The organism is Gracilibacillus kekensis, assembly GCF_900143085.1.
In the GTDB taxonomy this organism is placed as follows: Bacteria; Bacillota; Bacilli; order Bacillales; family Amphibacillaceae; genus Gracilibacillus; species Gracilibacillus kekensis.
In genome coordinates, this window is record NZ_FRCZ01000001.1 from 886,046 (window position 1) to 902,602 (window position 16,557).

A 16,557-nucleotide genomic window follows, 5' to 3' on the forward strand; every position below is an offset into this window, starting at 1 on the left:
ATGACAACGCTTATATACTTTCTTTACTTAGAACAAAAGCGACCATGATGACATGGTCGCTTCAATTAATCATTACCAAAGAATGCTTCGGCTTTTTCCAAATATACTTCCTGATCTGGTGTAAGATCATATTCTTCTTCGATTGCGTCCACTGGGCAAACTGCTTTACAAGCGCCACAATCGATACATATATCTGGATCTATATAAAATTGATCTTTACCTTCTACAATACAATCTACTGGACAAACCGTTGTACATTCCCCAGATTTCTCCATTTCGCAAGGTGCTGTAATTACAAACGCCATCCTCATATCCCCCTAGATCGTTTAGAACTACCTTATACGATAAAGCATTCTCGACAAAAAATGCAAGTGTTTCAGCCTATTTTGCTTATCTAAAAAGTAAAAATGAACTTTTGTAAAAAAATGGATTTTGCTAACGGGATATGTAATGTTGTAGACAGGATAACTGTTTCCCTTCACGGGATAAACCATGTTATCCCGTCAAGCGTGGGAGTTATCCCGTGAAAAACTTTTTTATACACTGATGTAAAAAGCATTTAGCGTTTCGCTAAATGCTTTTCTTCCTCTATCTTTTATTAAATGTATCTGGATCTGGTCCGATACGTTCGTCTTTGTTCATATTTGCAATGAGCTTCATTTCTTCATCTGTTAATTCAAAATCGAAGACATCTGCATTATCATGAATACGGTGCTGTTTCACAGACTTCGGAATTGTAATAACACCTTGTTGAAGATCCCAACGCAAAATAACTTGTGCTGTTGACTTCTCATGGCGTTTTGCAATATCTGTTAAAATTGGATCAGCTAAAATTTGACCTTGTTTTAATGGTGACCATGCCTCAAGTTGAATATTATGCTGCTTACAGAATTCATGTAAGCTTCTTTGCTGAAGGTGTGGGTGGTATTCCACCTGGTTCACCATTGGCACCACTTCAGCGTCTTCTAATAAATCCTCTATATGATGTTCCTTAAAGTTACTGAGACCAATTGCACGGATTTTACCATCCTTATATAACTTCTCCATCGCTTTCCATGCTTCTTTATATTTATTTTGCTCAGGCACCGGCCAATGGATGAGATATAGATCAAGATATTCTAATCCTAATTTTTCCAAACTTGTTTCAAGAGCTTGTAATGCGTCTTCATATGCTTGATCTGAATTCCATAATTTTGATGTAATAAATAATTCTTCACGAGGGATGCCTGAATCCTTAATTGCTTTACCTACACCCTCTTCATTTTTATAAATAGCTGCAGTGTCAATGCTTTTATAACCGTGTTCCAAAGCCCATTTCACAGAATTGTAAACTTCTTCACCGTCTTCTACCTGGAAAACACCAAGACCAAACCATGGCATTTTCACTCCATTGTGCAATGTTGTCGTTGATTGTAGATTGTTTACCAAAGTGATTCCTCCTCGATTACTTGCATTTACTGTCCCTAAATGTCATTCCCTGATTGTTGGTACTTTAATCATTATTTAATAAAATTTGATGAATCTTATAGTGTTTGTATTGAGAAAAAGATGCACTTTTAATAAACTTACTTGGCTCTCCGATTGAGAATAGCGAAAGTTCATGCATGGCTCTCGTACATGCTGTGTAAAATAAATTACGTTCTAGTGCATCATGGTAATTATTATCTGAAGCATCTACAATAATAACTGCGTCAAATTCTATTCCTTTTGCAAGGTAAGCAGGTATAACTACGATACCTTTGCCGAAAATATGTGTTTCCTGTGTAATTAATTCTATTTGCAAACGGGATTTTATTTGCTGATAGATTGCTTTACATTCTCCAAGGGTTTTGCCTATGAGAGCAATTGTTTCATAACCTTGCTCCTGATATTGTACAATTTGTTCGATAATTTTTTCATTTGCTATTTCTTGTTGGTCTACTTCTAGAAGCGTTGGTAAGTTACCTTCTCTTTCAAAAGGTTCAATTAAATCACCATTAGGCATAAAAGATTTTGTAAATTGTACAATCGGTTTAGTAGAACGATAACTTCTGGTTAAAACGATTTTTTCATGTCTTTCCTGCCACTTGTCTGACAATAATGTCTCATCTCTTAATGCATGTGCATAGATAGCCTGATTAATATCCCCTAATAATGTCATACGACTGACTGGAAACATTTTTTTCATTAACGCAAACTGGAAAGGTGTGTAATCTTGTGCTTCATCAACAAATAAATGTTGAATCGACCTTTGAGCTTCAAATCCTAAGATACTCTTTTCAAAATAAATGTAGGCTGGCGCATCTTCCCAAGTCAAAAACTTTTGTTTTAAATTCGCTTCAGTGATGTGACATATTTCCTCCCATGTAGTCGGTAGAGACTCGCTAGCGGGAATCGACCAATTTTCATTAGAAAATAGTTGTCGAAATGTTTTTAAAGGATCAACAAAAGCCAATTTCTTCACTTTTTGCCGTAATGGACGCAGACGCCGTGCAACTATTCGCTTCCGTAATAATTCTTCTTCACGATCATAATCGTTAAATGTATCTTCCGAGAAACGATTTTCTTCTTGCAATGTCTGATGAACATCTACATAATCTGCTTTATCTAATAATTCACTTTCCTCTAACACCCAATCCTTTTCTCTTTCTAACTGTTCTAATTTCTTTAACTGATACAATATCCAGTTAGCCACTTTCTCTAACCGATCAGGGATCGATAAGGTTTTTTCTGTTTGATAGAAGTATTTTTTTATTGTTTCTTTAGGTATTACCGTTTGGTCTCTAAATGTGATGTTACGAAACATTAATCCTTTTTTCGAAAGCATAGTTAAGAAGTGGTCAATCACTTCCTTATAAGCAAGACTTGCTTTATAATGCATAGCTTCAACTCTTGCTTGATAATTTTCATCTTGTTTTTGCAAATAAAATTCCATTTGTTCAAATGGCGTTTCCAGACGAAAGCTGTCCTCTAATTGGCGATGCAGATACTGATAGAAAGTCATTTGCTGCATATTATCTTCGCCAAGTTCTGGCAGTACAGTGGCGACATAACTATTGAATAACGGATTTGGAGAAAAAAGCACAATTTGTTCTGACGTCAGCGTTTCTCGATAACGGTATAGTAAATACGCCACACGTTGCAAAGCTGCTGATGTTTTTCCACTGCCAGCCACACCTTGGACAATAAGTACTTTCGCTTTTTCATTACGAATAATTTGATTTTGTTCTCTTTGTATAGTTGATACAATACTTTTCATTTTTGTACTTGCCTGATTACCTAATACAGATTGCAATAAATGATCACCAATTGTTAATCCTGTATCGAACATTCCTTTTAATTCTCCATGTTGGATCATATATTGACGTTTTAATGTTATTTCCCCGGAAATATTTTCGTCAATTGTGTCATAATTTGCTGGTCCTGGAGGAAAATCGTAGTACATACTCGAAATCGGTGCTCTCCAGTCATATACGAGGAAATGTTCATCGTCCTCATCCATTACAGATGCTAAACCAATATATATCGGTTGTGCTGAGGATTCATTCTCTTCTTTGAAATCAATTCTTCCGAAATATGGCTTTTCTTTCAATCGATTTAATATATCCAAACGTTCACTGATTTGACCATGACTTCTTTCACGCTCAGAGAGAAATTCAGCTTGTTGCTTTATACTAGCTTCTGTTTCTATTTTATCGTCCATTTCTTCTATATTGACGGAAACGTCTTCCCAAAAGTCGCGTCTAATATCAATAACATCCTCTTTTAAATGCTTGACCCGGGATCTTAACGTTGTAATTTTTTTGGTTATTTCCTGTACAACCTGTGTTACTCGCTTCTTTTCAAGTTGCCAGTCTTTATTCTCTTGCCTGTCTGTCACTGATTCCACCTCCATGACGTGTATCTGTTGTTATATAGTATATTCCCTAAATACATAAACTATATTATCAATCATTGATGCACTTTTTGTGTTGAAACTAGATTAGCATAAAAACCTTTTTCTTTCATTAATGACGAATGGTTACCACTTTCAATAATCTGGCCATCGTCTAAAACAAGAATAATATCAGCCTTCTCAATCGTATTCAAGCGATGGGCAATCACAAAGCTGGTTTTTCCGTTCATTAGTTTTTCTAAAGCATCAGTAATTTTAATCTCAGTGATCGTATCGATACTACTCGTTGCCTCATCTAATATTAGTATGGTCGGATTCGCAAGCATTGCCCGAGCAATCGCAATTAACTGTCTCTGCCCTTGGCTAATACCCTGGCCGTTTCCTTCTAATAACGTATCATATTTATTAGGTAATTGTTCAATAAAAGAGTGAGCATTCGCAAGTTTTGCTGCCTCTTCCACTTCGTTATCGGTAGCATCCAGATTTCCGTAACGTATATTTTCTCTAATCGAAGTCTCAAATAAATACGAATCCTGTAAAACCATTCCCAGGTGGTTTCTAATACTTTTATTCGTTAGAGTTTTCATCGATTGGTCATCTAATAAAATCTCACCGCTCACTTCTTCAAAAAATCTCGCTAACAATGAAATAATCGTTGTCTTTCCTGCACCAGTCGGGCCGACTAAAGCTACGGTTTGCCCTGGCTTAGCATGAAAAGAAACATTAGTTAGTACTGCTTCCTCTTCCTGATAGGAAAAAGAAACATTACGAAAGACAATATCTCCTTTTACCTTATGGATATCTTTTTTTCCTTTATCTAGTTCTTCTTCATCCTGATCTATCACTTCAAATGCGCGTTCTGCACCAGCTACTGCAGATAAAATCGTGTTAAACTGGTTTGCTAAATCATTTAGTGGTCTAGTGAACTGACGGGCATATGTGGTAAAGGTAACGATTATCCCGATGGTAATTGACGTAGCACTTGTAGATAGCACAATCCAACCACCTAATCCGACTATAATAGCAAAGCTGAAATTATTTAAACTGTTCATTAGTTTTGGAATAAACCCAGAATACACTTGTGCCCAGTATCCTACTTTCCTTAATTGTTCATTACGGGTACGATATTGCTCGATCACTCGATGTTCTTGATGGAATAGCTTTACCATCGAATGGCCTGAAAGGGTTTCTTCAAGGAAGCCTGTCATCTCACCTAATTCTTTCTGTTGCTCTTTAAAATAATAACTCGTTCGATTCGTAATCCATTTCATTCCGAAATACATTAATGGCACAATGGCTACCGTCATCAATGTCAGTAAAGGACTTAACCACAACATAACAGCTAGTGTTCCAATTAAAGTAAGAATACTTGTCGAGAGTTGAATAACCGCGGTATTGAGTGTACGACTAACATTTTCAATATCATTGGTTAAGCGGCTCATCAAATCGCCGCTTTGCGATTTTTGAAATTGGATCACTGGCAACCGTAACACATGCTCAAATAAATCTTTACGCATGGCATAAACTGTTTTTTGTGATACATCGATCATCCAATAATTTTGCAACGCTAAAGTAACCGAATGCATGATGAATACTACTATGAGAATAATTAAAATATTTGTAAACGAAAATAAAAAATCTGCACCTGTCATCACATCTACCGCAACTCCAATAAAATAAGGACCTAACAATGATAAAAGAGAACTTAGAAAAATCATTGCTAATACTATCCAAAACATTGCTTTGTCTGTTTCCATATAGCTCCATATCCGTGTAATGGTTGCCCTAAAATTTTTTACTTTTGGCTTTTTTCCAATAGGTGGATGATGTTTTGATGAGCCTTGGGGTGATTGCACAACCGCTCTCTTAGTGTTCATCAAGTACCACCCCTTTTTTTTGTTGTGAGCGCCAGATTTTTTGGTAGAGCGAGTTGGACTCTACTAATTGCTGATGTTTACCAATTCCAGCTATTTCACCTTTTTCTAACACAATGATCTGATCAGCATCCAACACCGAACTTATTTTCTGTGAGACAACAAACGTTGTACAGCGTCTGTTTCCTATCGCACGTAATACTTGTGCTTCTGTTGTGGCATCAAGTGCACTTGTGCTGTCATCTAATAATAGAATTTTAGGATCATCCGCTAATGCTCTTGCTATAGATAATCGTTGTTTTTGTCCGCCAGATAAATTTACGCCTCTTTGCCCGATTAATGTATGATAATCATTTGGTAAGGTCATTATAAAATCATGTAATTGCGCGTCTTTAGCTACTTTTTTTACTTGTTCAAAAGATAAATGTTCATTCCCCCACCTAATATTTTCCTGGATGGTACCTGAAAACAAAAATCCTTCTTGAGGTACTAATGTAACATCATGCCTCACGGTATTGCCTAATTGTTTGATAGGACGACCATCTATATAGATAGTTCCAGCTGACGGGTGAAACAAATATGGGATAAGATTTAGCAATGTCGTTTTTCCTGAACCAGTTTCTCCTAAAATCCCGATTCTTTCACCAGAACTTACATCAAAACTAATATCCCTTAGTACATTATATTCTGTTTTTGGATAGTGAAAAGATACCCGTTCTAAGCGGACATCCCCTTTGATCTTTTCCCGATTTTGATTATGATTGACAACATCATCTGCTGATTGATCTAAAATATCATTGATCCTTTTAGCTGAAGCTCTGCCACGAGATACATTCATTAACAAGAATGAAAAGACACCAAATGAAGCTAACATTCTTGTTGCGTAGTTAATTACGGCTACCACTTCACCGGCTTGAGCGGTCCCCGTATCTAATTGGATATATCCTAACCATAACAAACCGATCATGGCGAGGTTCATAATCAGCATTACGATGGGCATAACAAATTCCATCACCCATAATGCCTGTTTATTTTTATCTTTCAAGGTAGTATTCACACTAGCAAATCGGTTATTTTCAAAGGCCATCCGATGAAATGCTTTTACTAGTTTAATGGCTAACAGATTTTCTCTGATCACGTTATTTACTTGATCTATTCGCTCTTGAACTTGTCTGAATAGTCGCATCCCTCTGATCATTAGCCAAAACATGGCTACCATCAATAATGGTATTGTTGCCAACAGTATCAAAGCTAGCGGTATATTCAATGTAAAAGACATGACAATACCAAATATAATAAATAAGGGGGCACGGAGCATAATACGCATGAACGCAAATAATAAGTTTTGCACCTGTGTCACGTCATTCGTCATTCTCGTAAGCAATGAAGAAGTTGCAAATTGTTGAATCTTCATCGCAGAAAACATTTGAACATTTCGAAACATATCTCTTCGTAAATCGTGACCAACTCCTTGACTGACTTCAGCAGCAAAAAAAGAACTTGCTATTCCAGCAGTAAAAGCTATCAGTGTCAGTCCTAATAAAATAGTTCCATAAACATAAATGGTGCTCATGTCTTCGGAAAGAATACCATCATCTATTATTTTCGCCATCAGGATTGGCTGTATAAGTTCAACGATTAATTCAACGATCATTAAAAGTAATGCAATGACCATTGACTTTCGATATGTATCCGCATATTTAAAAATTATCTTCATCATGTGCCTCCATTTTATCACGGTGCAGTTTAGTCGACTTCCGACCTCTAATAATACACGGTATTAACAGGTTTTGTTAGTGCTCTGCGGTAAAGTCTTATTTCTATATTTCATTATAGCGAATTTAAAGCGCTTACTCCATTCATCCGTATTAAGCTTCTGTAAAATTTGTAAATACACTTATAAAATTATGTTGTTTCCGTAAATCATATAGATTTTTCCAAAAAATCAATAGATAATGACCATGCGAGATATAATCTATCGAAATTAGGATGACAGACAATCTCATAGATTTATTCAACATGTTCTTCGATAATATTCTCGCAGAACATAAAATTTCCAAGGGGGAAAGAGAAAATGAAAAAATTAATCCTATTATTTGTCGCACTACTAACGATGTTTGTTATTACAGCTTGTGGTACAAGCGATGATACAAACGGAAGTGATAGTGAAAATGAAGAAACTGAAAATGCAAATGAGGAAACAGATACAGATGAAGCGAATGCAAGTGAAGGAGAAGCTAGTGAAGAAACAGATATGCCAGAAGAAATTATCATGGGATTTGTACCTTCACAAGACTCTGAAACAATTGCAGATACAGTTGCTCCATTAGCTGATCAACTGTCAGAAGAATTAGGCATTCCAGTGGAAGGTAAAGTAATGACAAACTATACAGCATTAGTCGAAGCTATGGGTACCAATGAAGTGCAAATTGGTTTCATTCCTGCTTTTGCTTACGTGTTAGCTAATGATAAGCATGATGTAGAAGTTATTTTGAAATCTGAACGTTATGGCAGTGGTACTTATAAAGCACAATATATTGTTAGTGCAGATTCTGACTATGAAGAATTAGCTGATCTAGAAGGGGCTATTTGGGCATATGGAGATCCTACATCAACTAGTGGCTATTTATTCCCCGCAGCACAAATCATGGATGAGTTTGACGTAGAGAACCCAGAAACTGAATTTTTCTCTGAAGCTTTCCAAACGGGTGGTCATGATAACTCTGCTATTGAAGTTTATGAAGGACGTGCAGATGTAGCTACTACCTTTGATGATGTTCGTGGAGAACTTGAAGAAGAGTACCCAGACATCATGGACAAAACGAAAATTCTAGGTTATACAGACGAAATTCCAAATGATACGATTTCTGTTACAGAAGAATTAAGTGATGAATTAGTACAAACGATTAAAGATGCATTCTTAAGCTTTAATGATGATGAGGAAATGATCCAAATCATGAATGATGTGTACAGCTGGGATGCCATTATCGAAGCTAAAGACAGTGAATATGACGTGGTACGTAGCACCTATAATAAATTTGGGGACAGCATCAGTCTAGATGAATAATAATTACGCAGGAGAGAGCATGCTCTCTCCTGTTTCCATATAAAGAAAGGGGCAAGAAACGTTGATAGAATTTCAAAATCTTTCACTCGTATATCCAAATGGAACAGAAGGACTTAAAAATATAAATGTGAAAATAAATGAAGGTGAATTTGTTGTGATTGTAGGTTTATCAGGCGCTGGAAAGTCTACCTTCATTCGAAGTATAAACCGGTTAGTAACGCCAACAAATGGTGCTTTGTTTGTGGAGGATGAAGATGTCCTTCAACTAAACGGAAAAGGCCTGCGACAATTAAGAACAAAGATTGGTATGATTTTTCAAAGTTATAACCTGGTAAAGCGCTCAACTGTTATTAAAAATGTGATTTCAGGGCGGTTAGGTTATACCGGTACATTACAAAGTATCTTGAATATCTTTTCAAAAGAAGACAAATTGTTAGCATATGAGAATTTAAAACGGGTTAACATTGAGGAAAAATTATATAACCGTGCAGATGAGCTAAGCGGTGGTCAACAGCAGCGTGTAAGCATCGCTCGGGTATTAACTCAAAAACCGAAATTAATATTAGCAGATGAACCGGTAGCGAGCCTGGACCCGCCTACGTCACACCAAGTCATGAAATATTTAAAACAAATCAATGTGGAGGATAACATCACAACGATCGTAAACCTGCATTTTATTGATATGGCGATGGAATATGCAGACCGAATCATTGGTATGCGTGCTGGTGAGGTGGTATTTGATGGCCCTGTAAGTGAAGTGACAGAAAAAACGTTCGAAGAGATCTATGGTCGCTCCATCCGTGATGAGGATCGGCGAGGAGGGGTGGAAGATGAATAAACATTCTTCCTATGTTCCAAAAGGGCTTTATCCATTTAAAACGATACTGATCATCAGTCTATCTTTGATTGTTGTCATAAGTTTTTATTTAATAAGTTCGATCAGAACAGAGTCATTTATTTGGCATTTTTTTGTGAAATTTCCTAATGTTATTGGATTAATCGGTGATTTTTTTCCACCTGATTGGAGTTACCTTGAGCAAGTTTGGCCAAAACTTTTTGAAACTATACATATGGCAATAATTGCTACAACTATAGCTGTCATCATTAGTATCCCATTCTCATTATTGACAGCAAATAATGTGACAACAACTACATGGATTTACCAATTCATGCGTTTTTTATTAAATATCACTCGAACTATTCCTGATATTATTCTAGCAGTTGTATTTGTTGGTTTGTTTGGAATTGGTGCCTTTTCGGGTATTATTGCACTGATTATTTTTGCAATCGGTATTCTTGTGAAATTGATGAGTGAAGTGATTGAAACAATTGATATGAACCCAACAGAGGCAATTAGGGCATCAGGAGGTAATGGGCTGCAAACGATAAGTTTTGCAATAGTTCCACAAGTACTTCCACAGTTTATTTCATTTAGTTTATACGTATTTGAGATTAATATACGAGCTTCTCTAGTACTAGGTTTAGTTGGAGCAGGCGGGATCGGACAATTGTTAAATAAAGAGATCAATTTCATGAATTATCCTGCTGTAAGTACGATTATTATTATTGTATTTGCTGTGGTTGTCGTGATTGATTATATTAGCGGAAAATTAAGGGAGGGACTTGTATAATGTCAAATCAGCCATTAACCCTTCCAAAAAAACCTAAAAGTAAACTCAAATTAGTGAAGCGTGTAATTGTTTTAATTGCAATTGTACTTATCTATATTTGGACCTTTTCTAATATAAGCATTCGGTGGGAATCGATTTTCAGTGTGCGGACATTAGAGAATATTGACCGGATTATCCCGCGTTTTTTCCAACCTGCCTTTGAAGAAACAGGTTCGATTATGGAAATGATGATTGAAACCATATTCATTGCCTACACAGGCTCTCTGGCAGCAGCAGTAATTGCCGTTCCATTAGCCTTTTTATGTGCTTCCAATATGGTAAGAAACAAATTCTTAAATAATATTGGAATGTGGATTTTGGGAGCAGTAAGGGCATTTCCAGAGATTGTGCTAGCAATTATTTTCGTTGCAGCGGTCGGACCTAACCCATTTGCTGGTGTATTGGCAATTGCAATTGGTTCCACCGGTATGCTTGGCAAACTTTATTCCGAAGTAATTGAATCCATTGATATGAATGTGATTGAGACATTGGAAGCAAGTGGTGCCAATAAGATGCAAATACTGTTTTATGGTATTATGCCACAAGTATTACCTGAATTTTTATCTTATGCCATCTATCGATTTGAAATCGATGTTCGTGCATCCTCCGTGCTAGGTATCGTAGGTGCAGGCGGGATCGGTACTCTCATTACTTTTGCTTATATGAATCGGAATTGGGAAGAGGTTGGAATGATCCTTTTAGTCATCATCATCACTGTGACCATAATTGATCAAATATCCGGTTTCATTAGAAAGAGATTAGTCTAAAAAGAACCGCCATCGTTTCTATCAAACGGTGACGGTTTCTTTACTAGAGCCAGCAGATAGTTCTCCAAATCGTTGAAATTATGGAGATATTAGCAATAATGATCTGCTTGACGGGATAAGTAATGCTGTAGACAGGATAACCGTTTGTGTTCACGGGATACAGTGATCGCTTGACAGGATAAACCTAGTTATCCTGTCAAGAAATCGTGTTATCCCGTTAAACGAGGGAACTATCCCGTCAAGAACAGGCAGTATCCTGTGAAGGACACTGTTTTATATTTCGTATTTTGTATATATTCGAAATTAGTTGAATAGGCCTTTGATGCTGTTCATTAAATTTTGGAAAAAGTCTTTTACACCTTGCCAGAATCCTTCAACATCTTCTCCTGTTACTTCATCTAACTTCCCTTGAATGTCAGAGACGATACCTTCTAGCTGGTCTGCAACTTGCCCAAAATCAATATCAAGATTACGCATCTTTTCAAAAAGATTTGTAAGCATTTCACGATCCTCTGGACTTAATTCAATATTTAACTGATCCAATTGCTCGCTCACAATACGCTCTACATCTTCTTTTGTAGCTGGATTTTGCTCAGAAATTTCTCGTTTTATTTCACTTAATAGCTCGCTTACCTTTTCCTGATCAATACCAGCATCTTCTGCTAAATCCGTCGCGACATCTAGTTCTTCATTCGCCACTTCCATACGATCTTTATCTAACGATTCACCATCGACATTAAACGCTTTGTAAATACCAGTTAAAGCTGAGTGACCGGTAACTTTTAACGGAGAAGCCACTTCAATTAAGGCGTTTTCCACACCTGCCGTTAATAAGGCATTCGCATACATCTCATTTGTTACTTGTGTTATATTCTCTGGATTCACAACTTGAACAACCACACCATGTCCTTCATCTTTTCGTGTGATCTTTGCAGAGGAATACATATTAGAACTTGGGTCGCCCCCAATGTAATTAACTAAATCTTCTGCTGTAACAGTATACTCTTCCACTTGATCAGGATTGGTCGCACTTAATAGTTCTCTTACTTTATCTTTATCAGAGTCAGATAATGCTTCACCGAGTACTACTTTCGGTTTTCCATATCTCTCGTCAATAACTTCTTCTTCCTCGCCATCACTTGCTAAAGCAGTCGGTGTCATAGCTAGTCCTAATAGTAAAGCTACAACAAGCATCCATGTTATCTTTTTCATAGATTAACTCCCTTTCCTTTATACTTACTCCTATATTATGATAGATTTTTATAAATATGGGAAGAAATTTTGGCTTTTTTCTATACTTTTTCCTTATATAGCTATTCTTAAACCATGATTTCGAGAATTTATAGACTAAAAAACTCCTAGCTTCTACTAGTCTAGGAGTTCTGAATATTACTTTTTAGCGATGACATCCATTTCGACTCCTACACCTTTAGGTAACTGGCTAACTTCTACAGTTGCTCTTGCAGGATAAGGTTCTTGCAGGAATTTGGCGTAGACTTCGTTAATTGTAGCAAAGTCAGCCATATTAGTAATATAAATGGTGAACTTGGCTACATTGGCAAAGGTTAAGCCCGCTTCTGTTAAAATTGCTTCTAAATTTTTCATCACTTGCTCTGTTTGCACCGTAATATCACCTTCCACTACTTCCATAGTTTCAGGATTCAGTGGGATTTGCCCTGATACAAATACTAAATTGCCAACATCAATTGCCTGAGAATATGGCCCAATTGCTTGGGGTGCTTTATCTGTATGTATTGCTTTTACCATTTTATCGCTTCCTTTCAATCTTGTACTTACAGAAAATTTTAACATAGAAACGTTTTTTAGTAGAATAATTATAACAACATTTTTTAAAAAGGATGATACTGATGGAAAAAACATTTAATTTAAAAACCACTCACCATGATCAAATGCTTGATATTACCTCTGAAGTTGCCAGCTATTTACGCGAACAAAACGTGCAGGATGGAATCGTCATTGTATCCTCGCTTCATACGACCGCTGGAATTACCGTGAATGAAAATGCCGATCCCGATGTGAAAACCGACTTTCTCCGCCGCTTACGTGAAGTATATCCATGGGAGCATTCCAAGGACTTACACATGGAAGGTAATACAGCTGCTCATATGAAGGTTAGCACTGTAGGGCATAATCAGACTCTAGTTCTAACAAATGGAAGGTTAGTACTTGGAACATGGCAAGGTATTTATTTCTGTGAGTTTGACGGTCCACGAAATCGCAAATTTCATGTGAAAGTATTGGTAGGATAAAGAAGACTGCATTAGCAGCTTTCCTTTTATAAAAAAAAATCTTAACTTTCCATCTTTTGTGAATGGACCTCTGCCCATGCAGGCAAAAAACCTGCACGAAAAGCGATGTTTTTAGAGATATCATGTGACTCCACGGTCCCGTAAAAAGGGACCTTACCTCGTTTTAAGATCTCTTGCTTTAATAATGCGGTAAGGTTCGCACCAACACCTTTTCCTCGATATTCTGGAAGCACATCTATACCAATTTGCCACATAGTTTTACTATCTGCACTCGCTCCAGCCATTCCCATAATTTGATCACCATCAAAGGCAGCAACGGCAAGCATATCAGGATGGGTTTCTTCAAATGCCAAGGCTTCATTAAACCTGTCGTCATTTTTAAATTGATGAATATCCTGGTGCTCATACCATTTGATATCAAATAAGGGTGTAATGAACTGTGCCTTAGCATCAGGAATATAGTAATGATGGATATCGGCAATTTCGTGTCCAAAATCATTTAATTTTCTATCAATCAATCGCAGCTTCGGATACTCAAAAAGCCAGCTCGCATCTTCGTCTTTCAACTTTTCCTTTACCCAAGGAATTAACTCTTTATCAGTAGTAATAATCGCTATACCACGATAGCATAATATTTTTAGTAAACACCCATCATGACTGTAAATACGTCTGTCGTTTAATAAATCATTCGTTGTAATAGTATTCCCCTTTTTCACAAAATCTGTGATATCACAATTATAATCTAATGCTAACTGTTTTCTTGTTATTTTTATCAATTCTTTTAGCGTATACATTTCTTTTCCCCCTCTCCTCTTACTAAGTTATGTTAAATAGCCTCAAAGTGCTCGACAGTTGGAAAAGGATCATAATAATGATGCAGTATTTTCTTCCACTCCTGATATTCTTTGGACTGTCTGAACCCAATAGTGTGATCCTCCAACGTTTGCCAGCGGACGATCAACAAGTATTTTCCCTTCACTTCTAAACACCGTTGCAATTCATGAGAGATATACCCATTCATGGAAACAATTATAGTAGATGCCTTGTTAAATGCCTGTTCATATTCTTTTTCCATCCCTTGTTTCACTTGTAGCATCACAGCTTCTGTTATCATTCGCTCACTCCTTTTTTCTCCTCGCAATTCGCCTTAAAGCGAAGGTTCCTCATCTAATGCCCAGACAAGTCACACGTAAACCCAAAAAGATACAGAGATCGTTACAAGAAAAATAGCTCGTATAATAAAGGATGAGATGCCAAAGAAATTAGTGATTCCTCCACAAACTCCATACATACCTTATCATTTGCCGACTTCTTTAATTTTTGTGTGATAAGATTCACTTCTTATACGTTTTTACTCTTACTAGTATTAACGACCTTTCACGAACAAAAGTTTCACAATAAGTAAAAAGCGCTCAGAAAAATACTGAGCGCTAATCATTAAAAATCAAAAAATTCTTTTGCATTATAGTAAGAGATGTCCTTGACAATCTTGCCTAATGTTTTCTCATCATTAGGGTACTCACCATTTTCCACCCATTCCCCTATTAAATTACACATGATACGTCGGAAATATTCATGTCGGGTATAGGATAAGAAGCTTCTTGAATCGGTAAGCATTCCGATAAAGCGACTAAATACACCGATATCTGCTAAGGTCTCCATTTGGTTAATCATGCCTAATTTAGTATCGTTAAACCACCATGCCGTACCAAATTGCATTTTACCAGGAACGCCACCGCCTTGGAAGCTGCCTATTATAGTAGCAATCGTGACATTGTCTCGTGGATTTAATGAATACAGTATCGTCTTAGGTAATGCATCTGCACGGTCCAATGAATCTAACAATTTGACTAAAGGCTTAGCGATTAAATCATCATTCATAGAGTCAAAACCAGTGTCTGGACCTAATTGGTTGAACTTGCGGGCATTATTATTACGGTGAGCATTAATATGATATTGCATAGCCCAGCCTTTTTCGTGATATTTTTTCCCTAAAAAGGTAAGCGTGAATGACTTGTATTGTTTCTCTTCTTCTTTTGTTACTTTTTCGCTATTTAATGCCTTTTTGAAAATGGCTGCCACTTCTTCCTCAGTAGCTTCTTCATACATCATGCTATCTAGCGCATGGTCAGAGACACGCCCGCCAATCTCATGAAAAAATTCGATTCGATTCGAAAGCGCTTCTAATAACATTTGATAAGAATCGATCGTTATTCCTGAAGTAGCTGACAACTTACTGACCCAGTCAGTGAACCCTTCTCGATTAATCTCCAATCCTTTATCAGGACGAAAGCTTGGTAAGACTTTTACATCAAACTCTTTATCTGCTTTTATTTTTTTATGATATTCGAGTGAATCAACTGGATCATCTGTTGTACAGACTACTTCAACACCTGATTTAACAATGAAGTCACGTACATTCCAGTCTCCACTGTTTAATAGTGTATTAACTTTTTCCCAGATGGCTGGTGCTGTATCTTCATTCAATGGCTCTTCCACACCAAAGTAGCGCTTTAACTCTAAGTGTGTCCAATGATAAAGCGGATTGCCGATCAATTGTGGAACAGTTTTAGCCCATGCGAGAAACTTATCATAGTCACTGGCATCTCCGGTAACATATTTCTCTTCTACGCCATTTGCTCGCATCGCTCTCCACTTATAATGGTCACCATATAGCCAAACTTTTGTAATATTTTTAAATTGAGTATTTTCATAAATTTCCTGTGGGCTTAAGTGACAGTGGTAATCGATAATTGGTAAGTCTTTTGCATATTCATGGTATAACTTCTCTCCGGTTTTATTATTTAGTACAAAATTATCATCCATAAATCCCTTCATTATATCCCCACTTTCTTATAATTTTATAAAACACTAACTAGTGAGTCGCTTCACGGGATATTGAATGTTGCAGACGGGATATTCGTTTGGCTTGACGGGATAAGTCTTGATATCCCGTGAAGCGAGAGAGTTATCCCGTTAAGAGCATGTATTATCCAGTGAAGAACACTGAATACGTTGAAAATTCAATTGATAAC

Annotated in this window: 16 protein-coding genes; 5 read left to right on the forward strand and 11 right to left on the reverse strand. The window is 36.8% G+C overall.

Going from position 1 to position 16,557, the window contains the following annotated elements; all coding sequences use genetic code 11:
* Window positions 1-65: 65 nt before the first annotated feature.
* From BUC25_RS04030 to BUC25_RS04050, 5 genes are all read right to left on the reverse strand, one after another.
* Window positions 66-305: a ferredoxin family protein gene (locus BUC25_RS04030; RefSeq protein WP_073199880.1), complete on the reverse strand. Its 240-nt coding sequence runs from the start codon at window positions 303-305 to the stop codon at window positions 66-68.
* A 283-nt stretch (window positions 306-588) separates the two neighbouring features.
* Window positions 589-1,380 (reverse strand): aldo/keto reductase, encoded by a 792-nt coding sequence (locus tag BUC25_RS04035; RefSeq protein WP_073200492.1) that lies wholly within the window; start codon window positions 1,378-1,380, stop codon window positions 589-591.
* A gap of 112 nt (window positions 1,381-1,492) precedes the next feature.
* Window positions 1,493-3,859, reverse strand: coding sequence for an RNA polymerase recycling motor HelD (gene helD, locus BUC25_RS04040; protein ID WP_244535119.1), 2,367 nt, complete (start codon window positions 3,857-3,859; stop codon window positions 1,493-1,495).
* 71 nt (window positions 3,860-3,930) lie between these two features.
* Window positions 3,931-5,751, reverse strand: coding sequence for an ABC transporter ATP-binding protein (locus BUC25_RS04045; protein WP_073199882.1), 1,821 nt, complete (start codon window positions 5,749-5,751; stop codon window positions 3,931-3,933).
* The gene (locus BUC25_RS04050) at window positions 5,741-7,465 is read right to left on the reverse strand and encodes an ABC transporter ATP-binding protein (RefSeq protein WP_073199884.1); all 1,725 of its coding nucleotides are present in this window, start codon (window positions 7,463-7,465) and stop codon (window positions 5,741-5,743) included. The genes BUC25_RS04045 and BUC25_RS04050 overlap by 11 nt, the downstream gene beginning before the upstream one ends.
* 357 nt (window positions 7,466-7,822) lie before the next feature.
* On the opposite strand from BUC25_RS04050, the gene BUC25_RS04055 reads away from it, so the two are divergent.
* The 4 genes from BUC25_RS04055 (at window position 7,823) to phnE (BUC25_RS04070) (ending at window position 11,252) form a co-directional block, all read left to right on the forward strand.
* Entirely contained in the window at window positions 7,823-8,815 is a 993-nt protein-coding gene (locus BUC25_RS04055; protein ID WP_073199885.1) for a phosphate/phosphite/phosphonate ABC transporter substrate-binding protein, read from the forward strand.
* 61 nt (window positions 8,816-8,876) lie between these two features.
* Window positions 8,877-9,653 (forward strand): phosphonate ABC transporter ATP-binding protein, encoded by a 777-nt coding sequence (gene phnC / locus BUC25_RS04060; RefSeq protein ID WP_073199887.1) that lies wholly within the window; start codon window positions 8,877-8,879, stop codon window positions 9,651-9,653.
* Entirely contained in the window at window positions 9,646-10,446 is an 801-nt protein-coding gene (gene phnE, locus BUC25_RS04065; protein ID WP_073199889.1) for a phosphonate ABC transporter, permease protein PhnE, read from the forward strand. The genes phnC and phnE (BUC25_RS04065) overlap by 8 nt, the downstream gene beginning before the upstream one ends.
* Complete coding sequence (gene phnE / locus BUC25_RS04070; protein WP_073199891.1) at window positions 10,446-11,252, forward strand: phosphonate ABC transporter, permease protein PhnE; 807 nt, start codon at window positions 10,446-10,448, stop codon at window positions 11,250-11,252. Before phnE (BUC25_RS04065) ends, phnE (BUC25_RS04070) begins: the two co-directional genes overlap by 1 nt.
* A gap of 303 nt (window positions 11,253-11,555) precedes the next feature.
* Here the strand turns inward: phnE (BUC25_RS04070) and BUC25_RS04075 are convergent, their stop codons facing one another.
* Both BUC25_RS04075 and BUC25_RS04080 read right to left on the reverse strand, forming a co-directional pair.
* Window positions 11,556-12,464: a DUF1002 domain-containing protein gene (locus BUC25_RS04075; RefSeq protein ID WP_073199893.1), complete on the reverse strand. Its 909-nt coding sequence runs from the start codon at window positions 12,462-12,464 to the stop codon at window positions 11,556-11,558.
* Between the two features lie 177 nt (window positions 12,465-12,641).
* On the reverse strand, window positions 12,642-13,019 hold the full coding sequence (locus tag BUC25_RS04080) for a RidA family protein (protein WP_073200495.1): 378 nt from the start codon (window positions 13,017-13,019) through the stop codon (window positions 12,642-12,644).
* A gap of 101 nt (window positions 13,020-13,120) precedes the next feature.
* Here BUC25_RS04080 and BUC25_RS04085 point away from each other — a divergent pair, with 101 nt between their 5' ends.
* Window positions 13,121-13,522, forward strand: coding sequence for a secondary thiamine-phosphate synthase enzyme YjbQ (locus BUC25_RS04085; protein ID WP_073199895.1), 402 nt, complete (start codon window positions 13,121-13,123; stop codon window positions 13,520-13,522).
* Between the two features lie 41 nt (window positions 13,523-13,563).
* On the opposite strand, the gene BUC25_RS04090 is transcribed toward BUC25_RS04085, so the two are convergent.
* The 4 genes from BUC25_RS04090 to uxaC all read right to left on the reverse strand — a co-directional run bounded on the left by BUC25_RS04090 (window position 13,564) and on the right by uxaC (window position 16,360).
* The gene (locus BUC25_RS04090) at window positions 13,564-14,316 is read right to left on the reverse strand and encodes a GNAT family N-acetyltransferase (protein WP_073199897.1); all 753 of its coding nucleotides are present in this window, start codon (window positions 14,314-14,316) and stop codon (window positions 13,564-13,566) included.
* A 32-nt stretch (window positions 14,317-14,348) separates the two neighbouring features.
* Window positions 14,349-14,636 carry an antibiotic biosynthesis monooxygenase family protein gene (locus tag BUC25_RS04095; RefSeq protein ID WP_073199899.1) on the reverse strand — a complete coding sequence of 96 codons (288 nt, stop codon included), beginning with the start codon at window positions 14,634-14,636 and terminating at the stop codon, window positions 14,349-14,351.
* 69 nt (window positions 14,637-14,705) lie between these two features.
* Entirely contained in the window at window positions 14,706-14,813 is a 108-nt protein-coding gene (locus BUC25_RS04100; protein ID WP_244535120.1) for a PspC domain-containing protein, read from the reverse strand.
* 146 nt (window positions 14,814-14,959) lie between these two features.
* Entirely contained in the window at window positions 14,960-16,360 is a 1,401-nt protein-coding gene (uxaC, locus tag BUC25_RS04105) for a glucuronate isomerase (RefSeq protein WP_073199901.1), read from the reverse strand.
* Window positions 16,361-16,557: the final 197 nt, after the last annotated feature.

Coding starts and splice junctions, on each gene's coding strand:
- BUC25_RS04030 (WP_073199880.1), bottom strand. CDS start 305: ATGGCGTTTGTAATTACAGCACCTTGCGAAATGGAGAAATCTGGGGAA.
- BUC25_RS04035 (WP_073200492.1), bottom strand. CDS start 1,380: ATGCCATGGTTTGGTCTTGGTGTTTTCCAGGTAGAAGACGGTGAAGAA.
- BUC25_RS04045 (WP_073199882.1), bottom strand. CDS start 5,751: ATGAACACTAAGAGAGCGGTTGTGCAATCACCCCAAGGCTCATCAAAA.
- BUC25_RS04050 (WP_073199884.1), bottom strand. CDS start 7,465: ATGAAGATAATTTTTAAATATGCGGATACATATCGAAAGTCAATGGTC.
- BUC25_RS04055 (WP_073199885.1), top strand. CDS start 7,823: ATGAAAAAATTAATCCTATTATTTGTCGCACTACTAACGATGTTTGTT.
- phnE (WP_073199889.1), top strand. CDS start 9,646: ATGAATAAACATTCTTCCTATGTTCCAAAAGGGCTTTATCCATTTAAA.
- phnE (WP_073199891.1), top strand. CDS start 10,446: ATGTCAAATCAGCCATTAACCCTTCCAAAAAAACCTAAAAGTAAACTC.
- BUC25_RS04075 (WP_073199893.1), bottom strand. CDS start 12,464: ATGAAAAAGATAACATGGATGCTTGTTGTAGCTTTACTATTAGGACTA.
- BUC25_RS04080 (WP_073200495.1), bottom strand. CDS start 13,019: ATGGTAAAAGCAATACATACAGATAAAGCACCCCAAGCAATTGGGCCA.
- BUC25_RS04085 (WP_073199895.1), top strand. CDS start 13,121: ATGGAAAAAACATTTAATTTAAAAACCACTCACCATGATCAAATGCTT.
- BUC25_RS04090 (WP_073199897.1), bottom strand. CDS start 14,316: ATGTATACGCTAAAAGAATTGATAAAAATAACAAGAAAACAGTTAGCA.
- BUC25_RS04095 (WP_073199899.1), bottom strand. CDS start 14,636: ATGATAACAGAAGCTGTGATGCTACAAGTGAAACAAGGGATGGAAAAA.
- BUC25_RS04100 (WP_244535120.1), bottom strand. CDS start 14,813: ATGTATGGAGTTTGTGGAGGAATCACTAATTTCTTTGGCATCTCATCC.
- uxaC (WP_073199901.1), bottom strand. CDS start 16,360: ATGAAGGGATTTATGGATGATAATTTTGTACTAAATAATAAAACCGGA.